The following is a 22,848-nucleotide window of genomic DNA, read 5'->3' as shown; positions in this document are numbered from 1 at the left end:
GGTGCTGCGGGCGTGTCCTCCTGGCCGGACCTACGTTTCCCGCATGCCGACAACCAGCCTGCCCGATCGCGCGTCCGATCAGCCCAAGCCGACCCAGCGAGACTCGTGTCCCGATGCCGAGGGTGTGCGGGGCCCGGCCTTACCGGAGCTCCGCCAGATGTGGTGGGAGACCGGGGTACGAGCGCGGGCGCAGGCCGGTCTCTTCGCGGTCTTCTCCGAGCTGCCCCGACTGGTGGGCGCGGCGCTGGCCGTCAGCTGGCGGGCCGACCGGCTCCGCACCTCGATCGTGGCGGCCACCACGGTGGGCGCCGGAGTGCTGGCCGCCTTCGGGCTCCTCGCCGCGCAGCGGGTGCTGGTGGAGTTGTTCGCCGGGGGCCCGACCGCCGACAAGGTGCTCGCCGCGCTGCCCGCCCTGGTCGCCCTCGCGGCGGTGACCGCGTTGCGCGCCAGCATGGCCACCGCGATGGGGTACGCCCAGAACGGCCTGAGCCCGAAGGTCGACCGGGAGGTGGAACGGGGCCTGTTCGAGGTGACCACGGCCGTCCGGTTGGAGGCGTTCGACGCGGACGCCTTCGCCGACGACATGGAGCGGGCCTCCCGGGGCGCGGACTCCACCACCGGTCTGGTGCAGGCGTCGGTGAACCTGCTCGCCGGCCTCACCGGCGTGCTCGCCGTCGCCGTCGCCGTCGTGGTGATCCACCCGCTGCTGCTGGTTGCCCTGCTGGTGGCCACGGTGCCGAACGGCTGGGCGTCGCTGCGCGCCGGGCACCTGCGCTATCAGACGTACGCGGCGGGGTCGGTGCGGCGGCGGCGGTTGTGGCTGCTGCACCGGTTGATGGCCGAACGTGACTCCGCCCCCGAGCTGCGCAGCTATGGGCTGCGGTCCTTCCTGCTCGACCAGTACGACCGGGTGATGGGGGTCGAGACCGGGATTCAGCTCGCCCTGGCCCGCCGGGTCACCACGACCACCACCGTCGGCGCGATGATCGGTGGGATCGCCACCGCCGTGGTCTACGTGCTGCTCGGCTTCCTGCTGGTCGAAGGGCACATTCCCCTCGCCGCCGCGGCTACCGGCGTCATCGCCGTGCAGTCCGCGCAGCGATCCCTGGCGGTGGTCACCTTCCAGATGGACCGCGCCTACACCGAGGGCCAGCACTTCCGCGACTACACCGGCTTCATGACCCGCGCCGCTGACTACCTGCCCGAGCCGCGTACCGGTGACGCTGACTGCCTGCCCGAGCCGCGTACCGGCGACGCCGGCCGCTCGGTGCCGCAGCGGTTGCGGGCGGTCGCGGTGGATGCGGTCAGCCTGCGCTACCCCGACCGGGACACCGCCGCCGTTGACCAGGTCAGCCTGAGTATCGCGGCGGGGCAGACGGTGGCGTTCGTGGGGGAGAACGGCTCTGGCAAGTCCACCCTCGCCACGATGATCGCCACCCTGCGGACGCCCACCGGCGGGACCATCCGCTACAACGGACGGCCCACCGACGACTGGGACACCGACGCGTTACGGGCCCGGATCGCGGTGGTGACGCAGGAATACCACAAGTGGCCGTTCACCGCCGCCACGAACATCGCCATCGGCGACCTCACCACCACCCCGCAGTCCGACCGCATCGAGGCCGCCGCCAGCCGTGCCGTCGCCCACAACATGATTAAAGAGCTGCCGCACGGCTACGAGACCCTGCTCGACCGGACCTTCGCCGGCGGGCAGGACCTCTCTGGTGGGCAGTGGCAACGCATCACGGCCGCCCGGGGCTTCCTGCGCGACGCCGACCTGCTCATCATGGACGAGCCCTCCTCGGCGCTCGACCCGCGGGCGGAGGACGCCCTGTTCCAGGCCATCCGCGACCGGCAGGGCCACGGGATCACCATCCTGATCACCCACCGGCTGGCCAACGTCCGCCACGCGGATCGCATCTACGTCCTGCACCACGGTCGGCTCGTCGAAGCCGGCAACCATGACGACCTGCTCGCCGCCGGCGGTCGGTACGCCGAGTTGTTCACCCTGCAGGCCGCCGGCTACGACACCCCCGCGCCGCTGCCCCGCCAGACCGCTGCCGCCGCCAAGAGCGCACCGTGACGCGGTCGGCGAGATCGTGATTCGAGGCGGCAGGTCGGTGCCGGTGCTGATCAGAGCAGCCGGGCGATCGCGGCGGCGACCTCCTCCGGTGGCCACCAGGAGGTCCAGACCGGCAGCTTGCCGTCCCGCCCGGTGCGGGTGTGCAGCATTTCCCGGAGGCCCTGCGGTGCCACCGGGGTGGTCCCCTGCTGAGGCGGGAGGATCGCGTCCTTCTCCACGGTGGTTCCGCTCGCTGTCTGCTCCCCGGTGACGATGACGTCTCGGCCGGCGGCGCGGAGTTGATCCCGCACCGGCTGCCAGACGGCGGGTCCGAGCAGTGCGCTGGGGAGAAGGGCGATCGTCGGATTCATCAGTTTCTTCCGCCATTCGGTCACGCCAATGGGTAGCCCTTCCGGTGCCCCGGGTACGTTACTCAAGTATTCAAGATCACCGCATGGGTCGCTAAACCCTTAGGATTCCGGTGTGAATCCTGCACGTATTTTTTCGCCCCGGGTGCGTAAGGTCGCGCTCTGGACCGTGGCGGTCCTCACCGCACTGGCTCTCGTGCTCACCCTCGCCGCCGTCTGGACGGTGCGGCGAGCGTTCCCACAGCACGACGGCGCGCTTCGGCTGCCCGCGCTCACCGCACCGGTCACCGTGCACCGCGACGAGCGCGGCATCCCGCAGGTGTACGCGGAGACCGCCGAGGACCTGTTCCGTGCCCAGGGCTACCTCCACGCGCAGGATCGGTTCTGGGAGATGGACTTCCGTCGCCATCTCACCGCGGGCCGGCTCGCCGAACTCTTCGGCGAGAGCCAGGTGGAGACCGACGTCTACCTCCGGACGATGGGGTGGCGTCGGGTCGCCGAACAGGAGTGGGACCTCCTCGGCACGGAAACCAAGCGCTACCTGCAGGTGTACGCCGACGGGGTGAACGCCTGGCTCGCCGAGAACGACGGGGGCCGGGCGAGTCTGGAGTACGCCGTACTCGGCCTGCAGAACTCGGGCTATGAGATCGAGGCGTGGCACCCGGTGGACAGCCTGGCCTGGCTGAAGGCGATGGCGTGGGACCTACGGGGCAACATGAAAGACGAGATCACCCGGGCGGCGCTGCTCGCCGAGGGGCTGACCCGTCCGCAGGTCGAGGAGTTGTATCCGGCGTACCCCTTCGATCGACACAAGCCGATCGTCGTCGATGGAGACGTCGTGGCTGGTGCCTTTGATCAGGAGGCCAGCCCGGCCGCCCCGGACCCGGTTGACAGCCCGGATCCCGCCGGGACCGGGACCGCCGGGACCGAGACCGCCGGAGCGGGCGGGGGTACGGAGATGGTCACCGCGCTGGCCGGCGGGCTCTCCCGGCTGCCGACCATGTTGGGCGCCGGTCGGGGCATCGGCTCCAACTCGTGGGTCATTGGCGGCGACCTGACCGACACCGGGAAGCCGATCCTCGCCAATGACCCGCACCTCGGCCCCAGCATGCCGAGCATCTGGTACCAGAACGGGCTGCACTGCGAGTGCGACATCAACGTCTCCGGCTTCAGCTTCTCCGGCATACCGGGCGTGGTCATCGGGCACAACGCCCGCATCGCCTGGGGCTTCACCAACATGAAGCCGGATGTGAACGACCTCTACCTGGAGCGGGTGGACGGCGACCGGGTACAGGTCGACGGAGAGTGGCAGCCGCTGGAGACCCGCACCGAGACCATCAAGGTCGCCGGTGGCGAGGACGTATCCATCACCGTACGGGCCTCCGGGCACGGCCCCCTGCTCTCCGACGCGTCGGCCGAACTGCGCGAGATCGGCCTAAACCCGCCGGTCGACCCGGCGGGCTCGCCGGTGTCGGTCGCCGCCACCCCGGAACCGCGCCCGGACGAGTCGGCGACCACCGACGACGAGCAGCGTGACGGCTACGCCATCGCGCTGAGCTGGACCGCGCTTGTGCCGGGCCGGACCGCCGACGCCATCTTCAAGCTGAACACCGCGACGAACTGGACCGACTTCCGCGCCGCGGCGGCACTGTTCGAGGTGCCCGCGCAGAACCTCGTCTACGCCGACATCGACGGCAACATCGGCTACCAGGCCCCCGGCCAGATCCCGGTGCGGGGCAAGGGAGACGGACGGTGGATGGCACCCGGGTGGGACTCGGCGTACGACTGGCAGGGTTTCATTCCCTTCGCGGAGTTGCCGAGCGTTCTCAACCCGCCCGACGGCTACTTGGTCTCCGCCAACCAGGCCGTCATCGGCCCCTCGTACCCGCACCTGCTCACCAACGACTGGGATTACGGCTACCGCAGCCAGCGCATCTATGAGCTGATCACCTCGGCCCGGAATGCCGGTGAGATCACCGTCGCGGACGTGCAGGCCATGCAGTTCGACAACCGCAACGGCTTCGCGCCGACGCTCGTCCCGGCGGTCAAGGCGGCTGTTGCCGCCGATGCCTCGGGCCTGGTCCGGTCCGCCACCGACCTGTGGACGGAGTGGGACTACCAGCAGCCGGCGGAGGGAGAGTCGGGCACCGAGGACGGGCGCCGTTCCGCCGCCGCGGCGTACTACAACGCCGTCTGGCGGCACCTGCTTCTGGCGACCTTCGACGAACTGCCCGCGGACTACCGGCTCGACGGCAACGACCAGTCGTTCGAGGTGGTGCGGGGTCTGCTCCGCCAGCCCGATTCGCCGTGGTGGGACCGGTCGGAGACCGAGGCTGTCGAGGGCCGGGACGACCTGCTGCGCGCGGCGGCCGAAGCGGCGGCCAACGAGCTCTCCCGGGACCAGGGCGACGAGCCGGCCGACTGGCGCTGGGGCCGGATGCACACGTTGACCGTGCGGAACCAGTCCTTCGGCACCTCGGGTGTGGGGATCATCGAGTGGCTCTTCAACGCGGACCCGATCGGCGTCTCGGGCGGCGGCTCGATCGTCAACGCCACCAGCTGGGACGCCGCCGACGGGTACGAGGTCAAGGCCGTTCCGTCCATGCGGATGATCGTTGACCTGGCGGACCTGGACGCCTCCCGGTGGATTCAGCTGACCGGCAACTCCGGGCATGCCTTCCACCGCAACTACGACGACCAGCTGGAGCTGTGGCGTACCGGGGAAACCCTGCCGATGCGCTGGGAGCGCGCCAGCATCGAGGCGGAGGCGGCGCAAACGCTCACCCTGGAGCCGTAGCGGCCAACCGGCTTCCGCGCGGCATGCGGGCCGCCGGAGCGGGGTGACCCTAAGGGGTGCGGCTCCGGGTCCTATCCGGAGCTACACCCATAGTCGAGGGTGATTTTGCTGTCTAATTTGGACGGCATGGTAGTTCTGAAGGAGGCGCCATGCCCAGCCGTACCCTGACCACCGCCGTCGCCGCGCTCACCCTGGTCGCAGGAGTGTCCGCGCCGGCCCGGGCCGACCCGCCCCCCGTGCCACCCACCCTGTCCTGGGGCGAATGCCAGGACGAGTTACCAGCGCCCGCCCCGGACGGCACGGTGGAGTGCGCCCAGCTCCGCCTGCCGGTGGACTGGTCCCGCCCGCACGGCCCGACCTTCGAGCTCTCCGTGGCGCGTCGGCCCGCGCGGGAGCAGGCGCAACGGGTGGGCACGCTGGTGTTCGGGCCGGGCGGCCCCGGAGACTCTGGAGTGCGCCGGATCCTCGAGGGATATCGGTTCAGCGAGGAGTTGCTCGACCGGTTCGACGTGGTCAGCTTCGACCCACGGACGGTGGCCCGCAGCGCCGCACCGGACTGCAGCCCGGACCCGACGCTGCCCAAGCCGCCGGTCCCGCTGGGCAGCCAGGCTGACTTCGATGCCATGGTGGCCTACAACCAGGCGTTCTGGGAGCGGTGTCGGCCAACCACACCGGTCTTCGACCACGCCGACACGCTCAGCACGGTGCGCGATCTGGAGGCGTTGCGGCGAGCACTGGGCGAGCGACAGATCTCCTTCCACGGCAGTTCCTACGGCACCCTGCTGGGCCAGCAGTACGCCGAGCAGTACCCGCACCGGGCGCGGGCCGTCGTGCTGGAGGGCGTGTTCGACCACAGCCTGGGGCTGCGCTCCTTCGTCCGCACCCAGGCAGCCACGCTGCAGGACTCGTTCGACGAATTTGTCTCCTGGTGCGACAGCTCAACCGAGTGCGTGCTGCACGGTCGAGACGTGCGGGCGGTCTGGGCCGAGGTGCTGGCCCGGGCGGATCGGGGTGAGTACGCGCCGCGTACCGCCTTCGACGTCACCGCCGTGGCGCTCAAGCTGCTTGCCGGTCCGGACTGGTCGGAGCTGGCGGTCGACGTGCGTGACATGGAGGCCGGCAGCCCGCCCGACGAGCCGAATCTTCCCCTCTCCTTCGCCGCCTTCTGCGCGGATTGGCCCGCCCCGGTCCGCGACTACACCGAGTACGCCGGCCTGGTCCGGGCGGCCGCGGCCGCCGGGCCGGATATCCGGTACGGCGGCGGGCTGCTGGCGGTGCAGACCTGCCTCGGCTGGCCGTCGCCGGTCCGGAACCCCCCGCACGTACCGCAGGTGCGGACCCGTACTCCGTTGCTGTTGCTCAACGCCCTGCACGACCCCCGTACCGGCTACAACTGGGCCACCAACGTCGCCCAGCACCTTGGCCGGCATGGGCGCCTGGTGACGTACGAGGGCTGGGGCCACGGCATCTACCAGCGCACCGACTGCACGAAGGCCGTGGTGGACCGTTACCTCGTTGACGTGACGCTGCCCGCCCCCGGCGCGCGGTGCCCGGCGGCGTGAACCGGCCGTCGGCTGGTCGGCAAGAAGTTCTTGCCGGTCCCGTGCGGCAGAAGGCCTGATCGATCGATTCGCAGTAGTCTCCGCGCGGGGGACGTGGAGTCTGCCCGCCCCCGCGCGGAGTCTGCCCGCCTCCCGCGCGGAATTACCGCCGGAGATGTCGCTTCGTCAGGAGAAGCTGATGGCCAAGTATCTGCTGCTCAAGCACTACCGGGGTGGCCCGGCGCCCGCCGTGGACCGGGCTCCGATGGAACAGTGGACACCGGACGAGGTCGACGCGCACATGCGGTTCATGCAGGATTTCGGGGCGCGGCTGAAGGAGACGGGCGAATTCGTTGACGCTCAGGCACTATCGCCCGGTGGTGCGTTCGTGCGGTACGACGGCGAGGGGCGGCCACCGGTGACCGACGGGCCGTTCGTCGAGACCAAGGACCTGATCGCCGGGTGGTACGTCATTGACGTGGAGTCGTGGGACCGGGCGGTGGAGCTGGCGGGGGAGCTGTCGGCGGCCCCCGGGCCGGGCGGTGAGCCGATCCACGAATGGCTGGAGGTCCGACCGTTTTACGGCGTGCCGGCGGCTATGGCGGAGTGAACGGGGAACTGCTGCGGGATCTCGTACCAGCGGTGATCGGGGTTCTCGTCCGGCGCGGTGCGGATTTCGCGTCGGCCGAGGATGCCGTGCAGGACGCCCTGGTCGAGGCGGTGCGCGGGTGGCCGGCGAATCCGCCGCAGGACCCCCGGGGCTGGTTGATCACCGTGGCCTGGCGCAAGTTCCTCGACGCCGCCCGCGCTGACACCTCCCGGCGGCGGCGCGAGGTCCGCGTCGAGGGCGGGCCCGTACCCGGGCCGGTCGAGGCGGTGGACGACACGCTGCAGCTGTATTTCCTCTGCGCGCACCCTGCTCTGACACCGGCCTCGTCGGTCGCGCTCACGCTGCGCGCGGTCGGCGGTCTGACCACGCGGCAGATCGCGCGGGCCTACCTCGTGTCGGAGGCGACCATGGCCCAGCGGATCAGCCGGGCCAAGCGGACGGTCTCGGGTGTCCGACTCAACCAGCCCGGTGATGTCGCCACGGTGTTGCGCGTGCTCTATCTGGTCTTCAACGAGGGCTATTCCGGGGATGTCGACCTGGCCGCCGAAGCGATCCGGCTCACTCGTCAACTGGCCGCCCAGATTGATCATGAGGAGGTCGCGGGCCTGCTGGCGCTGATGCTGCTGCACCACGCCCGGCGTCCGGTGCGCACCAGCCCGGACGGCCGGCTGGTGCCTCTCGCCGAGCAGGACCGCGGCCGATGGGACCGCCACCTGATCGGTGAGGGGGTCGAGGTGCTTCAGAAGGCCCTCGCCCGCGACCGGCTGGGAGAGTTCCAGGCGCAGGCCGCCATCGCCGCACTGCACGCCGACGCCCGGACGGTCGAGGAGACCGACTGGAGGCAGATCGTCGAGTGGTACGACGAACTGGTGCGCCTCACCGACAGCCCGGTGGCCCGGCTCAATCGGGCGGTCGCGCTCGGGGAGGCCGACGGCCCGCGGGCCGGTATGGCCGCTCTGGCGGGACTTGACCCCGCCTTGCCCCGGTACGCCGCCGTCGCGGCGTACCTGCACGAGCGGGCGGGCGACCCGGTAGCCGCGGCCCGGCTCTACGCCGAGGCCGCCCGTTCGGCGCCGAGCCGCCCCGAGCGCGACCACCTCGCGCGACAGGCGGCCCGACTCAACTCGCACCCGCGGAGTTGAGCAGCGGTCGACGTGTTATCGCTGGGAGCGCAGAAGCCAGGCTTGGTGTTCGATGGTGTGGCCGGCGGTGATGAGTAGGTCCTGGGTGATGGGGTCGTCGGCGGTGGCCTCGATTGCTTGGCGGATTCCGGCGCCGGTGGTGGTGAGGAGCTCGCCGATCTTGTCGATTACGGTGTCGTCCGGTAATACGCCGGTGTCCAACTGGGGTAGCCGGCTGGTAGCAGCGATGGTGGTGGCGCGTGCGTCGGGTGGTGTGCCGATGGCGGCGGCGCGTTCGGCGATGGTGTCGGCGTGTTCACGTGCCGCGTCGGCGAGGGCGTCGAGTTGCTGGTGTAGGGGCAGGAACCGAGGCCCGGTGACGTTCCAGTGGGCTTGTTTGGCCTGGAGGACGAGGTCGAGTAGGTCGATGAGGGTCTGCTGCAGGATGCCGCCGACACTGCCGGGAGTGGGTGTGGGCGCAACGGTGGGGGCGATGGTCGTGGACATCAGCGGATCTCTTTCAGGCGAGTAGGGAGCGGCCGGAGCCGGCCTCGGCTGTGGGGGTGAGGGTGGTTTCGGGGCTCATGTGGGCGCCACTGGCAGGCGTCGGCCCCGGGTGGGGTGCCGACGCCTGCCCGCGGCGTTCGGCCCGGTAGGGCACCTCGCCGGGCTGAGGCCTCTGTTCTCGGCAGGGTTACTTGGCGAGGAAGGTCAACAGGGCCTGGTTGACGTCGTCGGCGTGGGTCCAGAGCAGGCCGTGGGGTGCGTCGTCGATTTCGATGTAGTCGGCGTCGGGTAGCTGCTTGCGGAATTCGCGGGCGGTGGCGTCGATGGGCAGGATGTTGTCGGCGGTGCCGTGCAGGATCAGCGCTGGTACGTCGATCTTGGGGATGTCGGTGCGGAAGTCGGTGATCCAGGTGGGCACGGCGGCGCTGGAGGCGTGCCAGGACGCGCTGGCGGCGATGTTCCAGCTGTTGCGCAAGGCTTCTTCGGACAGGCGGGTGCCGAGGGTGTCATCGGTGTTGTAGAAGTTGCGGTAGAAGTCGGTGAAGTAGGCGTAGCGGTCCGCGGTGACCGCGGCGAGGATGCCGTCGAACACGTCCTGCGGCACCCCGGTGGGGTTGTCGTCGGTCTGCAGCAGGAACGGTTGCAGCGAGGCCAGGAACGCGGCCTTGGCAACCCGGGCCGAGCCGTAGCGCGACAGGTAGCGGGCCACCTCACCGCTGCCCATGGAGAACCCGACCAACACCACATCCGTGAGGTCCAGGGTCTGCAGGACGGTGTTCAGGTCCGCGGCGAAGGTGTCGTAGTCGTAGCCGACCGTGGGCTGGCTGGACTGACCGAAACCCCGCCGGTCATAGGTGATCACCCGGTAGCCGGCCTTGAGCAGGGCCGCGGACTGCTTCTCCCACGAGTGCCCGTCCAACGGGTAGCCGTGGATGAGTACCACCGGCTGTCCCTGACCGTGGTCCTCGTAATACACGTCGATGTTGGTGCTGTTCTCGGTCCCGACGGTGATGTACGGCATGACAGGCCTCCCAAACCAAAGGCGAGAACGATCGTTCTCGCGTCGTAAAGAACTCTAGAGAACGAACGTTCTCGGTGCTAGCTTTTGCTGATATACCCGCAGTGACAAGCGTCATACGACCAAATCACTGGGAGCTCTAACTACTGGTGAGGGCGGTCCACCCTCACCGTCACCGACCGACGAGGTGATCCACGGGCACTCGCTGAACACCCGCCGGCTCTACCGCGGCCGCGGCGTTCACGCCGTGGATGTGCCGTCGTGGTTGCGGCCAGGGCACTCTGCGGAGACGCCCTTTGTTCCTGTTTGACCACTACTCTCTTGTGGTTACTGGGGATCTGGTGGAGAGTGAACGGATGGGTACCCGACACGAGGCGAGCGAACTGCTGCCGGAGGCCGATCTGGCGCGTGCCGACTCGCTGGGGCGAGAGATCTTCTCCGACGTGGCCAACAAGTGGGCTTTCCTGATCATCGAGTTCCTCGGACAAGGCACCATGCGCTTCGGGGAACTACGCGACCAGGTCGGCGGCATCAGCCACAAGATGCTCACCCAGAACCTGCGGATGCTGGAACGCAACGGCCTGGTCGAGCGGACCGTGTATCCCACCATCCCGCCCCGGGTCGAGTACACCCTCACCGAGGCGGGTGAGGCACTACGTAGCGTCGTCGACGGCATGTGCGGCTGGACTCAACGCCACTTCAGCCACATCGAGTCCGCACGGCGCCGCTTCGACGCCTCACAGTCCTGATCAGTCGAGAACGGCGGTCGCCTCAACCTCGACCAGGTGTTCGGGAACATCCAACGCCGCGGCCCCGAACAGCGAGGCCGGAGCGAGGGGTGTGGTGCCCAGCTTGGCTGACGCCCGCGCGATGCCCTCGAGCAACTCCGGCATCCGCTCCGGGGTCCAGTCGACGACATGCACCGTCAACTTCACCACATCGGCGAAGGACGCCCCGACGCCAGCCAGCGCGGTGCCGATGTTGAGGTAGCACTGCTCGACCTGGGCAGCCAGGTCGCCTTCGCCGATCGTCTTACCGTCGGCGTCCCAGGAGACCTGCCCAGCGATGTGGATCAGCTTGGAACCGGTCGCCACCGACACCTGCCGGTACACGTCGACCACGGGAAGTCCGCTCGGGTTAACCAGGGTTACGGCCATGATGACTGCCTCCTTCGTAGCTCTCTTTCAGTTACTAGAACACCATAGGAAACCGGTCGTAAGCAGGGAAGAAGGCACTTTTCCGAACCCCAAGAACCTTTCGGTAACCAGCTAGCCCAGCCGTGTCCAGAGCCCGATCCCAACCTCTTGCGCGTGCACGAGCAGCGTGACATCGCCGTCGGCGGGGCGGAGGTCGTACGGCTGGTGACCGGTCGGGCCGCCACCACCGCCGAGGTGGCTGCCCTGGATCAGGGGGACGCCGTGGTCTTCAACGACGCCCTGGCCGAGAGCGGTCACGTCACCCTGCTGCCCAGCGGGTGGTGCTGGTCCCACCGGTGCTGGCGATCGTCGCGGCCCGCGGGCTGGCCCGCGGCGGGCTTCCCCGCCTGCGCGGCCAGGAGCGCGGTCGGTAGCGACGCCGGCAGTCCCGGCTCGGGTGCGGCGAAGGTCACCGGAGCACCGAAGGCGGCCTTGCGGGCGGCGCGGCGTAGCGCGGCGAGCACCGCCGGGCCGGCGAGGGCGATCAGCACGGCGGTGGTGATCGCCCGTCCGGTGTCCCAGCCGAAGGTCGAGGTCACCGCGGTGAAGAAAACGAAGCGGTGCAGGTTCTCCAGGATCGGCGCACCGGCCACGTAGGAGAGTTGGGTATCCGCGCCGGCGCTGAACGGCCAGAACCAGAGGTTCATCAGCAACCCGTAGCCGTAGGCGGCGACCGCGCCGTACCCGGCCAGCAGAGCTACCTCGGCGCGACCGCGGGGCCGGCGGGGAAGCAGGCCGGCGCCCAGACCCACCCAGGAGGCGGCGAGCATCTGGAACGGCAGCCAGGGGCCGACACCGGCGGTGAGCAACGCGGAGGCGAACAGCGATGTGGAGCCGAGCAGGAAGCCGAACCCCGGTCCGAAGACCCGGCCGGCGAGGACGAGCAGGAAGAACACTGTCTCGATCCCGGCGGTACCGGCACCGAGTGGGCGCAGCGCGGCGTTGACCGCGGCGAGCACCCCAAGCATCGCCAGGGCCTTGCTGTCGATTCCCCCGGAGGTGAGTTCCGCCAGTACCAGTGCCACCAACACCGGCAACATGACGACGAAGACCAGCGGCGCCTCCCCGGCGCGGGCGGTGTTCTCCGGCTGCACCGGGACGAAGAGCGGCCAGGTGAAGGTGGCCAGCGCGGCGACCGACGCGAGCACCAGCACCACGGCGGTGCGCGGAGCGACCCGCAGCACACTCACGCCGGCTCCCGCTCCGCCACCAGCGCGGCGGCGACCTGACCCACCGTCAGCCACGGCGCCGGGGCGAGCACCTTGGCGACCTGCGGGGCGAACGCGGGCGAGGCGAGCATGACCTCCGCGGTGCTGCCGTCGGCCACGATCTCACCGTCGGCCATCACGATCACCCGGTCGGCCAGCGCCGCGACCAGCTCCACATCGTGCGTCGCCACCACCACGCTGCGCCCGGCGGCGGCCAGCCCGCGCACCAGCGAGACGAACTGCTGCTTGGCGAGGTAGTCCAGGCCGCGGGTCGGTTCGTCCAGCAGCACCACCGGCGGGGCAGCGGTGAGCTGCACCGCGAGCGCGAGCGCCAGCCGCTGCCCCTCGGAGAGGTCCCGCGGGTGCCGGTCACCGGGCAGGCCAGGGGTGAGCTGGTCCAGCAGGGCACGGCAGGTGCCGGCCGCCGCCTCGGTCTCCTGGTCGGCCTGGTGACACTCGCCATCGACCGTCTCCAGGTAGAGCAGGTCGCCCGGGGTCTGCGGAACCAGCCCGACCTGCCGGCGGGCCTGGTGCGCCGGCAGGCTCTCGGGGTCGACGACGGCCCCCGTTGAGCCGGTCACCCTCACCGCGCCGCCCTGCCGGGGGCCGCTGCCCTGCACAGCCCAGAGCAGGCTGGACTTTCCGGAGCCGTTGCGACCCATCAAGGCGACGACCTGGCCGACCTGGAGGTCGAGGTCAACGCCGGCCACGGCGACGGTGCCCGGATACCGCACGACGATCTTCCGTGCGCTCAGCGCCGTGGTCGGCTCCGGGGCGGGAGTCGGCGCGGGGGGCGCTGCGTCGGCGAGCCGCCCACGCAGCTGTGCGGCGCGGCGGCGGGCATCGCGTACCGACAGCGGCAGCGGGTCCCAGCCGGCCAGGCGGCCCAGCTCGACCAGGGGTGGGGCCAGCTCCACGCCGGCCAGCACCGTCGCCGGCGGCCCGTTGACCACGCGCCCGTCACCGGGCAGGTAGAGCAGGCGGTCGGCGTACTGCATGACCCGTTCGAGCCGGTGCTCGGCCAGCACCACGGTGACGCCGAGATCGTGGACCAGCCGGGTGACCGCGGCGAGGACGTCCTCGGCGGCCGTGGGGTCCAGCGCGGAGGTGGGCTCGTCGAGTACCAGGACCCGGGGGTGGCTGGTGAGGACGGCGCCGATGGCGACCCGTTGCTGTTGCCCGCCGGAGAGGGTCCGCAGTGGCCGGTCGCGCAGCTCGGCGATGCCGAGGAGGTCCAGCGTCTCCTCCACCCGCTTGCGCATCATCGCCGGCGGCAGGGAAAGCTGCTCCATGCCGTACGCCAGCTCCTCCTCGACCGTGTCGGTGACGAACCCGGCGAGCGGGTCCTGGCCGACCACGCCGACGACATCGGCGAGGTCGCGGGGCGGGTGCCGGCGGGTGGCCCGGCCGTCCACGGTGACCGAACCGTGCAGGGTGCCGCCGGTGAAGTGCGGCACCAGCCCGTTGATCGCCCGCAGCAGGGTCGACTTACCGGCCCCGGTGCGCCCGGCGACCAGGCACAGCTCCCCCTCCTCGACGGTCAGCGTCACGTCCCGCAGCGGCGGTGGTCCGTCCTCGGTGTAGCGGACGGTCACCCGGTCAAATGTGATCATGCGCGATCTTTCGGGATAGGCGTCGGCGGTGGCGCGAGCCAGGCCGGGACAGCCGCGACGGCGACGGCGAGCAGCAGCAGGGGGGTCAGTTCGGGCCAGGTGAGCGGGCTCACCGGCGGGTAGAGCCGCTCCGGGTCGACCGTGCCGGCCAGCACCATCAGGCCGGCCGCGGCGATCCCACACCCGGCGACCAGCAGCTCGGCCAGCTGCCAGCGGTCCGGCCGGTAGCGGCTGCGGCGGACCCGGCGGCCGGCCAGCAGCATGCCCCCGACGGCGGCGGCCAGCCCAGCGAGGAGCAGCGGCAGCCCCAGATAGCCGGGCCCGGTGGTGTCGAGCAGCCCGTAGGTGCCGGCGCAGACGCCGAGCAGGCCGCCGAGCACCAACGTGCCGGTCACCGTGCGCTGCCCGGCGGGGACCGCCGCGGTCCGGCCGTAGCCGCGTGAGTCCATCGCCGCGGCGAGGGCCAGCGACCGGTCCAACGCGTCGGCCAAGACCGGAAGCGCGACTCCCCGAAACGCCCGCATCCCCCGCCCGGACGCGCCCCGCAGCCGACGCGCGCGCCGGACCCGCAGCACACTCTCCACCAGCTGCGGGGCGACCGACAGTGCGACCACCACCGCCGTGCCCACCGCATACAACGCTCCCGGTACGGCCTTGAGGAGCCGCTTCGGGTTCGCCAGCGCGTTCGCCGCCCCCAGGCAGATCAGCATCGTCGCTAACCGGAGCCCGTCGTAGAACCCGCCGAGGACCTGCTCGGCGGCGACCGGCCCGAAAAGACGGATGCCCGCCGCCCACTCCGGCAGCGGGATCTCCGGCAACCGGACCAACACGTGTTCGCCCTGCCCGCCACCGAGGACGATCCGGAACACCACCCGCATCGCGACGATCACCACGCCGAGCCAGACGTACATCCGGAACGCCAGCGCCCAGGGAGCGTGCCCACGTCGCTGGATGACCACCAGCGCGGTGACCGCGACCAGCAGGGTGAGCCCCAGCGGGTTGGTGGTGTGGCTGGCCGCGGTGGCCAGCCCGAGCGCCCAGAGCCACCAGGCGCCCGGGTGTAGCCCGCGGGGCAGTCGCCAGGCGGACCAGCGGGCCGACCACCGATCGACGGTCGGGGAGCTGCCCACCGCGGCGTCAGTCATCCGGGTCGGCGGCCCGCCGTCGACGGGCGGCGACCAGGCCTCCGGCGATGAGCGCGGCCAGCAGCAGTACCCCGGCCAGCGTGCCCAGCGGTACGCCCCCCTCCTCGCGGGAGGCGGTCAGCATGGGCTCGTCGGCGGAGCCCGGCTGCGCTGAGGCGGTGGCGGTCTCCGGGGACGGGAGGCCCGCCGCGCTGGCCAACGGCGCGGCGGTGGCCGAAGCCGACGGGCCGACGGTCTGGGTCGGTCCACCGGCGGCACCGGGCGGCCCGCCGGCCGCGTCGGGCTGGCCGCCGTCGGCGGCACCGGGTTGACCATCGTCGGCGGGTGGCGGCGCGACGTCTCCGCCCGCCGGCGGCGGTGCCACCGGTACGTCGTTCGGCGGCGGTGATGCCGGCGGTGCCGGTGGCGAGGTGGGCGGTGGTGGTGCGGGGCGGCTCGGGGTGACCCCCGGGCGGGGGGCGTCGTTGGGGTCGCGGTTGAGGGAGAACGACCAGCCCTCGAAGCTGCCCGCCGGGGGCGTCCGGTTGAGCACCCCCTTGTCGCTGTAGGTCCAGCTGCCCCCGTTCGGGGCGTGCCAGTACGACCAGTACGCACTGGCTGGTGGCGTGTCGACACACTTCTCCGCGTCGGCCGACGGCTTGCCCTCGATCCGGCAGATGAATCCCTCGCCCCAGCGCAGCGTGCCGGTGATCTGGAATCCGGCGCTCTTCAGCGCCGCCAACCCGGTGGCCTGGCTGCCGGGGGCGCAGCGGACGACGGTCCCGCCCCCGAGTTCGTTGAAGTCGACCACGACGGTGACGCCGGAGGCGTCCGGGCAGTAGCCGGCGGACCCGGCGGCCGCCGCCGGGCTCCCCGGCCCGATCACCGAGCCGGCGGCGACCAGGGCGACGGCTGCTGAGCCGCGGAGCGTCCTGCGGCTCAATTCGCCCGCCGACGGCCGAGGATGAGCAGCCCCACGCCGCCACCGAGCAGCAGCACCGCGAGCAATACGTAGCTGGTGATCGCCGCGCCCGTGGTCGGCAGCCCACCCAGGCTGGAGGTGGTCGGCGTCGGTGTCACCGGGGCGCTGCTGGTCGGCGACGCCGAGGGTGTCTCGGACGGGACGGTCCCGGTGGCGCTCGGCGTCGGGCTGGCGGTGCCGGTCGGGGTCGGCGATCCGGTGGCCGTCGGCGAGGCGGTGGGTGACGCGGTGGGCGAGGCGGTGCCGGTCGGGGTGGGCTGCCCGGTCGGCGGTGGGTCGAGGCCGAGCCGACCCAGCGGCACCTGGGCGAGCCCGAGCAGAGCCTGGGCGGTGGCCCGGCGCCATTGGTCCCGGTCGTTGTCGGCGAGCCCGTCGGCGACGGCAGCGGTGAGCCCGTCGGTGTTGTAGGCGATGGCACCCGCCTCCGCGGCAGCCGCCCCGCCGCCCGCCGCGGTCAGCTGTAGCGCGGCCAGCGCCACCGCCGCCTCGTTAGCCTCCGGGTCGCGGCCGGCGGCGGCGAGGGCCTGCCCGGCCAGGCCGGTGCTGTTGGAATTCGTCCCGGTGGTCGGTCCGGAGCCGCCGAACGATCCGTCGGCGTGCTGCTGGGACGCCAGCCAGTCCGCGCCCGCGTCGGCGGCGCCGGCGGCGCCGGCGGCGCCGTCCTCGGCGGCGCTCAGCAACGCCTGTACGGCCATCGCGGTCGAGTCGACGTCGAGGGTGGCGTCGGGTTGGTCGTCACAGGAGGGTGAGGGCCCGTTGGCGGTGTCCGGGTAGAGGCGGAAGCCGCCCACCGCGCACTGCTGCCGGATGAGGAAGTCCACCGCGTCCTGCGGTACGCCGCCGCTGCGGGTCAGGCCCAGCACGGCGAAGGACTGGTCGAAGGTGTTGCTCGGGTCCGGGCCGGTCTGTGGGGTGGTAGCGCTGGTGATCCGTCCCCGCTGGTGGTCGATGTCCGCTCCGGCGATCAGCGACAGGGTTTCGGCCCGTAGGTCGTAGCCGCCGAAGTCGGTGGGGTCGGCGCTGGAGGCGGAGGCGACGTAGAGCAGCTTCGCGGTCGCCCCGCCGTCGGTGAAGCCCTCGATGCCCCAGTGGTCGTAGCTGTTGTAGGCGCGCACGTTCGCCGCGACCTGCGCGGTCGCCGCCTGCCGGGTCGACGGGTCAACCCCGGTGGCGGCGAGCGCGAGGATGCCGTCGATGGTCAGCCCCCAGTCCTCCGGGTTGAACGGGCCGGGCAGGACGCCATCGGTGAATTCGTCTGCAAGCCAGGACGCCGCCGCGCGTGCCGCGGCGGCGTGGTGCGGGTCGGGGGCCGCCACCACAGTCAGGGGTGCGGCGGCTACCGCGGCGAGGGTGGTTGCCGCGACCGCGCCGAGACCGGTGGCGAGGCGCCGGGACAGGGCCATTGTGGGGGTGCCTTTCTAGAGCAGTCGGTGAGCTCCGGCAAGCACCCCGGGGTACGAAAACCCCGCTCCGCGTGCTGCGGTGAGCGGGGTGGACGGACCTCGGCGGACCGGACTTCACCCTGTAGACCTCGACAGTGGAAGCCGCTCGTCCCGGGCGGGGCATTCCGGCTCGCGAAAGGGTTCTCTCGCTCACGGCTGCGGGTCAGCGCCGGTATCGCACCGGCTTCCCCCCACACGGGACATATGCAGTTGTGACCCGGTGTGCACCCGGGCGCCCGTCACCGTATCGCCAGGACGTTCGACAACGCCAGGACGGAGGAGCACCCAGGGTGCACTACTGGTCACATCTTCGGCATGGGCGGCTCAGGGGGCGGGGATGCTCGGCGGGGTGCTCTCGCCGAAGGACCAACCCTCGATGCTGCCCGGGGCCGGGTCGTAGTTGAGTACGCCCTTGTCGCTGTACTCCCAGTCGCCGCCGCTGGCGGCATGCCAGTACGACCAGTAGCCGGTGGCCTGCGGGGTGTCGATGCACGGCTCGACAGCCGGGGTGGGCAGGCCATCCAGCCGGCAGACGAAGGCGAGTCCCCATCGGATGGTGCCCTCGACGGCGAAGCCGGCGTCCTGCAGGGCAGCCAGGCCGGTGTCCGGGTCACCGGGGGCGCAGGCGACTTCGACCTCGCCACCGAGCGCGGTGAAGTCGACCACCACGGTGACGCCCGAGGCGCCGGCACAGGCGTCGGCGTGCGCGGCCTGGGGGGCGGGCTCGACAGCGGTCAGGGCGATCCCGGCGACGGCGGCGGCCAACAGGCCGGCGACGCGGGTGCGGACGGTGGTTCGAAGGTGGGACACGACCATCAGGAGTGCCTTTCCGCCCTGCGGTCGTCAGAACCCGGACCGATCGCACATGGTCAGCGTCGGGTCGGGGCCTCCGACCCGTGGGCCACGACGGGTAGGTAGGGGGTGCGCGAGCGTGGCGGGTATTCGGGCTTGCCATCGGGATACACCTCGACGGCCTACCGTTGCGGGCCAGCGCCGGACTTTGACCGGACTTCCCCCGCACACACGCGTTGGTTGAGTTGTCGCGACAGTCTGAGCCGGCGCGAGCAGCACTGTCAAATGACCTTGAGGTGGGCACACGCCATCACGACCGCGAACCCACCGAATCCGACCGAGCCACACCACGTGGCGTCATTGACGCGGTGGACGTTGAGTGGTGTGCTCAAGAACGCAACGGTAATGAAAACCACGATCATTATCAACTAAGGAGGACTATGTCTCTCACCGTGCCACCGGATCTGTTGCAAGCCGCCGAGTCGGGCCCCGTTGCCGACGACGCCTTCGTCTCCTGCGTCCGCGACTCCCTGCCGTACGCCTGGCAGACCGTCAGCCGGGTGGCGGCGGAGCTGGCGTCCTCCGACGCCGAGTTCGCCGACAACGTCGTCCCGCCGCCGACCGAGGAGGAGCGAGGTCAGCTCCTGCGCGCGCTGGCCAGCGATGCCATCCGGTCCAGCCTCGAGCGCCACTTCGGCGTCAAGCTGGCCTTCCAGAACTGTCACCGGGTCGCGGCGTTCCGGCACTCGGCAGTGGACTCGGAGACCTACCGCCGCTTCATCTCCGTCCGTGGTCAGCTGCTCAACCAGTCTCCCGAGCTGCGCAACTGTTGATTCCGGCTACCGCCCGGGTGGCCGGCGGGGTGATCCACCTCCGCCGGCCGCCGGGCACCCCGATCAGCCGCCGCCGCGCTCCTGCCTCGGCTGCGTCCGCGTCGTCCGGTGCCGACTAACCTGCCGGGCGCTCTCTGAGCCGGTTGCGCAGCGCATTGGTGGCGATGCCGAGCAACCATGGCCGAAGACTCTCTCCCTCCGGGCGCAGGGATTCGTGGATCCGCCACGCCTCAGGAAGGTCAGCTCACGCCTGCGATCGCCGCGTCTGGCGTTCACTCGCTGTCCGGGAGATCGACCGGCCCGAAGTCGTCGGAACTCGGCGTGGCGAGGATTCGGTGAGGGTCGGGGTCGGCGTGGACTTCGGCCGTGCGCCGCCACTCGGCGAGTAGCTGTGACAACGAGGCAGGAACCGCACCCATGGCAATCGGAACTGACTCTAACGGCATCGACATGACCTCTCCACTACTTCAGTAGTAGTGGAGATGCCGGCTAGCTGGAGGGTTTCGGCGGGGCGATGTTGCGGAACCGTTCGTGCGCGGACTGGCGGCTGATGCCGAGCGCGTTGCCGATCTCGGCCCAGGAGAGCCCGGTCGTCCGTGCCTGTATTACAGCCTGTTCGATGAGGGGCCGTTGCCAGCGCTCCACCTGGGCGAGGATGCCGAGCGCCTGTAGCGGCCAGGTGGTGGCGAGCTCGGCGACGCCGTCTCGCAGCGTGTCGGAGCGGTTGAGCAGCCAGCCGGGCGGAGTGGCGGCGAGGAGGGGGCGGATGTGCCCGCCCCATTCGGAGGTGGCCATCCAGCGCCCCTCGTCGGCCGCCGGGTAGTCCTGGGTGCCGACCCAGCCGCAACTACATCCGGCCCGGTAGCCGACCGCGTCGGCCGGCGCTGTGGTGTCGGTCTTCAGCGCCCCGTCCGGCAGCCGGAATCCGACGAGCTCAGCATGCCCCGGAACCATCTCCTCCGTCATCGGATCAGCATAGGCCTGTCAGGGTTTCCTGACTCTCGAAGGCAGGCTAACCTGACGGCGTGCTTCGGGTAGTTGGCACCCGGAGCCGGCACTCCGGAGAGGAATCCATGCCCGTGGCACATGGCACCGTCGCGTTGGGATACGAGCCGGTTCGAGCGGCGTTCCAGACGAACTTCGACGCAGGCTCCGAGATCGGCGCCGCTCTCAGCGTCTACCGACACGGCCGAGAGGTGGTCCGACTCTGGGGTGGGGTCGCCGACCCCACCACCGACCGGGCGTGGCGGGAGGACACCCTCCAACTGGTCTACTCGGCGACCAAGAGCGCACCCGCCGCCTGCGCGCACCTGCTGGCCCAGCGCGGACAGCTCGACCTGGACGCCCCCGTAGCCGCGTACTGGCCGGAGTTCGCGGTAGCCGGCAAGGGCGGCATCCCGGTCCGCTGGCTCCTGTCCCACCAGGCAGGGCTGCCGGTGCTCGACCGTCCGGTCCCGCTCGCGGCGGCGCTCACCGGGGAGCCGGTCGTCGCCGCGCTGGCCGCCCAGGCACCTGCCTGGCCGCCGGGAACGGCACACGGCTACCACGGGCTCACCTACGGCTGGCTGGTTGGCGAGGTGGTACGCCGCGTCTCCGGCCGTAGCCTCGGCACCTACTTCGCCGACGAGATCGCCACTCCACTCGGCCTGGACTTCTGGATCGGCCTGCCGGCCGCCGAGGCGCACCGGGTCGCCCGGATCACCGAGCAGCCAGTCGCCCCGCCCGCCTCCATCGAGGCGATGCCGGCGGCGCTGCGGGAGGCGCTGGCCGCTTACACCGATCCCACCTCGCTGGCGGTCCGGTCGACGATGGTGACCGACCCGCCGCTCGACCTCGCCGACCCCCGCGCCTGGGCGGCGGAGATTCCCGCGGTAAACGGCATCTGCACCGCCTCCTCCCTGGCCCGCTTCTACGCGGGCCTGATCGGCGAGGTGGACGGCGTCCGGATCCTCGACCCGGCCACCCTCGCGGCCGCCACCCGGGAACAGGCCAACGGCGTCGACCAGGTGCTGCGGGTGCCGACCCGGCCGGCGCTCGGCTTCGGCCTGCCCCTGCCGGAGCAGCCTTGGTGGTCGCCGACCGCCTTCGGCTTCCCTGGCCACGGCGGCTCACTCGGCTACGCCGACCCGGCCAGTGGGATCGCCTTCGGCTACGTGACGAACGGGCTGCACGTCACCATGGCCCCGGATCCCAGGACGACGGGCCTGATCAAGGCCCTCCAGTCGGTGCTTCCCCACCAGCCGGTGCTCTCCCGCCAGTCGGTCTGACCCCGCGGGCGGTTTCCCCGCTCCCCGGCGGGGAATCCCCCGTCCGGGTGCGCGGCTGCGCCCGGTCTGGACCACGACGCACGCGCTACTCCACCGAACGTGGCGGCTCAGCCGGGAGGTACAGCGGGCATGCGGATCGCGATGCTCTCGGAGCATGGCAGTCCGCTGGCCGTCCTGGGCGGCACGGACGCCGGAGGCCAGAACGCGCATGTCGCTGAACTCTCGGCCGCCCTCGCCGCCGCTGGGCACGACGTTCGGGTCTACACCCGCCGCGACGATCCGGCACTACCGACCACCGTCGGAGACGCCGACGGTTACGACGTGGTGCACGTACCAGCGGGGCCGGCAGAACGGCTGGCCAAGGATGAGCTGCTGCCGTACCTGCCGGAGTTCAGCCGGTGGCTCGTTGACCGGTGGCGGAGTGGGAACTGGCAGCCCGAGGTCATCCACGCGCACTACTGGATGAGTGGACTCGTCGCACTGACCGCCGGCCGGCAGGTCGGACGGCCCGTCGTGCAGACGTACCAGGATCTCGGGGTGGTCAAACGCCGGCACCAGGGCGCGCAGGACACCAGCCCGGCCTGCCGGATAGCCAGCGAGCGTGAGCTGGGCTGCCGGGTGGATCGGGTGGTCGCGCAGTGCTCCGACGAAGTCGGTGAGCTGGTCCGGCTGGGAGTGCCGCGGTCCCAGATCGTGGTCGTGCCCGCCGGGGTGAACGTGGCCGCCCTCGCGCCGCGACCGGGCTCGGCCGTGGCGCGTGCGGCCGGCAGGTTCCGGCTCCTCACCGTCGGCCGTCTCGTGCCACGGAAAGGCTTCGAGACCGTCATCCGCGCGATGGCGCCGCTGCCCGACGCGGAGTGCGTCGTGGTCGGTGGTCCGCCGGGCGCACTGGAGGCTGATCCGTCGGCCCAACGGCTGTGGGCGCTGGCGGAGGAGTGCGGCGTCGCCGACCGGGTCCAGTTGGTCGGCGCGGTGCCGCGGGAGGCGATGGGCGACTGGTACCGCTCGGCGGACGTGTTGGTCGCGGCCCCCTGGTACGAGCCATTCGGGCTCACCCTGCTGGAAGCGATGGCCTGCGGTCTGCCCGTCGTCGGCACCGCGGTCGGGGGACTGCGGGACACCGTGGTGGACGGGGTGACCGGTGACCTCGTGCCAGCCCGGAGCCCGCGGGCGCTGAGCACCGCGCTCCGGCGGCTACTCGATGATGAACCCCGCCGATCCGCGTACGCCAGCGCGGGCCGCGAGCGGGCTCAGACGTACTCCTGGTCGGCCACCGCGGAGCGGCTGGCGGAGCTCTACGCCGAGGTCGCGGCGGTGCGGCGATCGACGCTGGGATGAGGGTGGCCGCCGACCCTAGAGTGTCAGAC

At 71.3% G+C, this 22,848-nt stretch carries 20 protein-coding genes, 2 pseudogenes and 2 riboswitches; of the genes and pseudogenes, 10 read left to right on the top strand and 12 right to left on the bottom strand.

Features of this window, described 5'->3' with window-relative positions; genetic code table 11:
• The first annotated feature begins 43 nt into the window (after positions 1-43).
• Positions 44-2,083, top strand: a complete 2,040-nt coding sequence (locus B116_RS0108975; protein ID WP_033667444.1) for an ABC transporter ATP-binding protein — start codon at positions 44-46, stop codon at positions 2,081-2,083.
• Between the two features lie 71 nt (positions 2,084-2,154).
• Here the strand turns inward: B116_RS0108975 and B116_RS24860 are convergent.
• A pseudogene (locus tag B116_RS24860) lies at positions 2,155-2,433 on the bottom strand (hypothetical protein); the annotation flags it as partial.
• A gap of 112 nt (positions 2,434-2,545) precedes the next feature.
• On the opposite strand from B116_RS24860, the gene B116_RS0108965 reads away from it, so the two are divergent.
• The 4 genes from B116_RS0108965 to B116_RS0108950 all read left to right on the top strand — a co-directional run bounded on the left by B116_RS0108965 (position 2,546) and on the right by B116_RS0108950 (position 8,520).
• A complete protein-coding gene (locus B116_RS0108965) occupies positions 2,546-5,227 on the top strand; it encodes a penicillin acylase family protein (RefSeq protein ID WP_027659864.1) in 2,682 nt (893 codons plus the stop codon).
• A gap of 149 nt (positions 5,228-5,376) precedes the next feature.
• Positions 5,377-6,789, top strand: a complete 1,413-nt coding sequence (locus B116_RS0108960; RefSeq protein WP_027659863.1) for an alpha/beta hydrolase — start codon at positions 5,377-5,379, stop codon at positions 6,787-6,789.
• Between the two features lie 178 nt (positions 6,790-6,967).
• On the top strand, positions 6,968-7,378 hold the full coding sequence (locus B116_RS0108955) for a YciI family protein (protein ID WP_027659862.1): 411 nt from the start codon (positions 6,968-6,970) through the stop codon (positions 7,376-7,378).
• On the top strand, positions 7,375-8,520 hold the full coding sequence (locus B116_RS0108950; RefSeq protein WP_027659861.1) for an RNA polymerase sigma factor: 1,146 nt from the start codon (positions 7,375-7,377) through the stop codon (positions 8,518-8,520). Before B116_RS0108955 ends, B116_RS0108950 begins: the two co-directional genes overlap by 4 nt.
• A 15-nt stretch (positions 8,521-8,535) precedes the next feature.
• Here the strand turns inward: B116_RS0108950 and B116_RS0108945 are convergent, their stop codons facing one another.
• Positions 8,536-9,006, bottom strand: coding sequence for a Dps family protein (locus tag B116_RS0108945; protein ID WP_027659860.1), 471 nt, complete (start codon positions 9,004-9,006; stop codon positions 8,536-8,538).
• A gap of 187 nt (positions 9,007-9,193) precedes the next feature.
• Positions 9,194-10,027 (bottom strand): alpha/beta fold hydrolase, encoded by an 834-nt coding sequence (locus B116_RS0108940; protein ID WP_027659859.1) that lies wholly within the window; start codon positions 10,025-10,027, stop codon positions 9,194-9,196.
• A gap of 353 nt (positions 10,028-10,380) precedes the next feature.
• Here B116_RS0108940 and B116_RS0108935 point away from each other — a divergent pair, with 353 nt between their 5' ends.
• Entirely contained in the window at positions 10,381-10,773 is a 393-nt protein-coding gene (locus B116_RS0108935) for a winged helix-turn-helix transcriptional regulator (RefSeq protein ID WP_027659858.1), read from the top strand.
• On the opposite strand, the gene B116_RS0108930 is transcribed toward B116_RS0108935, so the two are convergent.
• The gene (locus B116_RS0108930; protein WP_027659857.1) at positions 10,774-11,181 is read right to left on the bottom strand and encodes a RidA family protein; all 408 of its coding nucleotides are present in this window, start codon (positions 11,179-11,181) and stop codon (positions 10,774-10,776) included.
• Positions 11,182-11,316: 135 nt separating this feature from the next.
• On the opposite strand from B116_RS0108930, the pseudogene B116_RS28970 reads away from it, so the two are divergent.
• Positions 11,317-11,499: pseudogene (locus tag B116_RS28970) on the top strand (hypothetical protein); the annotation flags it as partial.
• On the opposite strand, the gene B116_RS0108920 reads toward B116_RS28970, so the two are convergent.
• The 6 genes from B116_RS0108920 to B116_RS0108895 form a co-directional block, all read right to left on the bottom strand.
• On the bottom strand, positions 11,475-12,410 hold the full coding sequence (locus B116_RS0108920) for an ECF transporter S component (protein ID WP_027659855.1): 936 nt from the start codon (positions 12,408-12,410) through the stop codon (positions 11,475-11,477). The pseudogene B116_RS28970 and the gene B116_RS0108920 overlap by 25 nt on opposite strands.
• Positions 12,407-14,041, bottom strand: coding sequence for an ABC transporter ATP-binding protein (locus tag B116_RS0108915; protein WP_027659854.1), 1,635 nt, complete (start codon positions 14,039-14,041; stop codon positions 12,407-12,409). Before B116_RS0108915 ends, B116_RS0108920 begins: the two co-directional genes overlap by 4 nt.
• Positions 14,038-15,186 carry a CbiQ family ECF transporter T component gene (locus B116_RS0108910; RefSeq protein WP_027659853.1) on the bottom strand — a complete coding sequence of 383 codons (1,149 nt, stop codon included), beginning with the start codon at positions 15,184-15,186 and terminating at the stop codon, positions 14,038-14,040. Before B116_RS0108910 ends, B116_RS0108915 begins: the two co-directional genes overlap by 4 nt.
• Positions 15,179-16,108, bottom strand: a complete 930-nt coding sequence (locus tag B116_RS0108905; protein ID WP_027659852.1) for a hypothetical protein — start codon at positions 16,106-16,108, stop codon at positions 15,179-15,181. Before B116_RS0108905 ends, B116_RS0108910 begins: the two co-directional genes overlap by 8 nt.
• A complete protein-coding gene (locus tag B116_RS0108900) occupies positions 16,105-17,550 on the bottom strand; it encodes a prenyltransferase/squalene oxidase repeat-containing protein (protein WP_027659851.1) in 1,446 nt (481 codons plus the stop codon). The genes B116_RS0108905 and B116_RS0108900 overlap by 4 nt, the downstream gene beginning before the upstream one ends.
• Before the next feature lie 136 nt (positions 17,551-17,686).
• Positions 17,687-17,825, bottom strand: a riboswitch (cobalamin riboswitch).
• Between the two features lie 88 nt (positions 17,826-17,913).
• Entirely contained in the window at positions 17,914-18,405 is a 492-nt protein-coding gene (locus B116_RS0108895; protein WP_018723998.1) for a hypothetical protein, read from the bottom strand.
• Between the two features lie 100 nt (positions 18,406-18,505).
• A riboswitch (cobalamin riboswitch) is annotated at positions 18,506-18,674 on the bottom strand.
• A gap of 147 nt (positions 18,675-18,821) precedes the next feature.
• Between B116_RS0108895 and B116_RS0108885 the strand changes: the two genes are divergently transcribed.
• Positions 18,822-19,214 (top strand): SCO5389 family protein, encoded by a 393-nt coding sequence (locus B116_RS0108885; RefSeq protein ID WP_018724000.1) that lies wholly within the window; start codon positions 18,822-18,824, stop codon positions 19,212-19,214.
• Positions 19,215-19,486: 272 nt separating this feature from the next.
• On the opposite strand, the gene B116_RS27385 is transcribed toward B116_RS0108885, so the two are convergent.
• Together B116_RS27385 and B116_RS0108875 are read right to left on the bottom strand one after the other, a co-directional pair.
• Complete coding sequence (locus B116_RS27385; protein ID WP_018724001.1) at positions 19,487-19,633, bottom strand: hypothetical protein; 147 nt, start codon at positions 19,631-19,633, stop codon at positions 19,487-19,489.
• Positions 19,634-19,703: 70 nt separating this feature from the next.
• Positions 19,704-20,180, bottom strand: coding sequence for a hypothetical protein (locus B116_RS0108875; protein ID WP_027659850.1), 477 nt, complete (start codon positions 20,178-20,180; stop codon positions 19,704-19,706).
• 107 nt (positions 20,181-20,287) lie between these two features.
• On the opposite strand from B116_RS0108875, the gene B116_RS0108870 reads away from it, so the two are divergent.
• Both B116_RS0108870 and B116_RS0108865 read left to right on the top strand, forming a co-directional pair.
• Positions 20,288-21,481: a serine hydrolase domain-containing protein gene (locus tag B116_RS0108870; RefSeq protein WP_027659849.1), complete on the top strand. Its 1,194-nt coding sequence runs from the start codon at positions 20,288-20,290 to the stop codon at positions 21,479-21,481.
• A gap of 129 nt (positions 21,482-21,610) precedes the next feature.
• Entirely contained in the window at positions 21,611-22,819 is a 1,209-nt protein-coding gene (locus B116_RS0108865; protein ID WP_027659848.1) for a glycosyltransferase, read from the top strand.
• Positions 22,820-22,848 lie beyond the last annotated feature (29 nt).

This window comes from Salinispora fenicalii (genome assembly GCF_000514815.1).
In the GTDB taxonomy this organism is placed as follows: Bacteria; Actinomycetota; Actinomycetes; order Mycobacteriales; family Micromonosporaceae; genus Micromonospora; species Micromonospora fenicalii.
The sequence above is the reverse complement of the archived record's forward strand: the minus strand, read 5'-3'. Positions and strand labels throughout refer to the sequence as shown.

Excerpts from the sequence above, each read along its gene's own strand:
- B116_RS0108975 (WP_033667444.1), top strand. The coding sequence starts at position 44 with ATGCCGACAACCAGCCTGCCCGATCGCGCGTCCGATCAGCCCAAGCCG.
- B116_RS0108900 (WP_027659851.1), bottom strand. The coding sequence starts at position 17,550 with ATGGCCCTGTCCCGGCGCCTCGCCACCGGTCTCGGCGCGGTCGCGGCA.
- B116_RS0108945 (WP_027659860.1), bottom strand. The coding sequence starts at position 9,006 with ATGTCCACGACCATCGCCCCCACCGTTGCGCCCACACCCACTCCCGGC.
- B116_RS0108955 (WP_027659862.1), top strand. The coding sequence starts at position 6,968 with ATGGCCAAGTATCTGCTGCTCAAGCACTACCGGGGTGGCCCGGCGCCC.
- B116_RS0108940 (WP_027659859.1), bottom strand. The coding sequence starts at position 10,027 with ATGCCGTACATCACCGTCGGGACCGAGAACAGCACCAACATCGACGTG.
- B116_RS0108910 (WP_027659853.1), bottom strand. The coding sequence starts at position 15,186 with ATGACTGACGCCGCGGTGGGCAGCTCCCCGACCGTCGATCGGTGGTCG.
- B116_RS0108915 (WP_027659854.1), bottom strand. The coding sequence starts at position 14,041 with ATGATCACATTTGACCGGGTGACCGTCCGCTACACCGAGGACGGACCA.
- B116_RS0108895 (WP_018723998.1), bottom strand. The coding sequence starts at position 18,405 with ATGGTCGTGTCCCACCTTCGAACCACCGTCCGCACCCGCGTCGCCGGC.
- B116_RS0108875 (WP_027659850.1), bottom strand. The coding sequence starts at position 20,180 with ATGACGGAGGAGATGGTTCCGGGGCATGCTGAGCTCGTCGGATTCCGG.
- B116_RS0108870 (WP_027659849.1), top strand. The coding sequence starts at position 20,288 with ATGCCCGTGGCACATGGCACCGTCGCGTTGGGATACGAGCCGGTTCGA.
- B116_RS0108885 (WP_018724000.1), top strand. The coding sequence starts at position 18,822 with ATGTCTCTCACCGTGCCACCGGATCTGTTGCAAGCCGCCGAGTCGGGC.
- B116_RS0108935 (WP_027659858.1), top strand. The coding sequence starts at position 10,381 with ATGGGTACCCGACACGAGGCGAGCGAACTGCTGCCGGAGGCCGATCTG.
- B116_RS0108960 (WP_027659863.1), top strand. The coding sequence starts at position 5,377 with ATGCCCAGCCGTACCCTGACCACCGCCGTCGCCGCGCTCACCCTGGTC.
- B116_RS0108930 (WP_027659857.1), bottom strand. The coding sequence starts at position 11,181 with ATGGCCGTAACCCTGGTTAACCCGAGCGGACTTCCCGTGGTCGACGTG.
- B116_RS27385 (WP_018724001.1), bottom strand. The coding sequence starts at position 19,633 with ATGGGTGCGGTTCCTGCCTCGTTGTCACAGCTACTCGCCGAGTGGCGG.
- B116_RS0108865 (WP_027659848.1), top strand. The coding sequence starts at position 21,611 with ATGCGGATCGCGATGCTCTCGGAGCATGGCAGTCCGCTGGCCGTCCTG.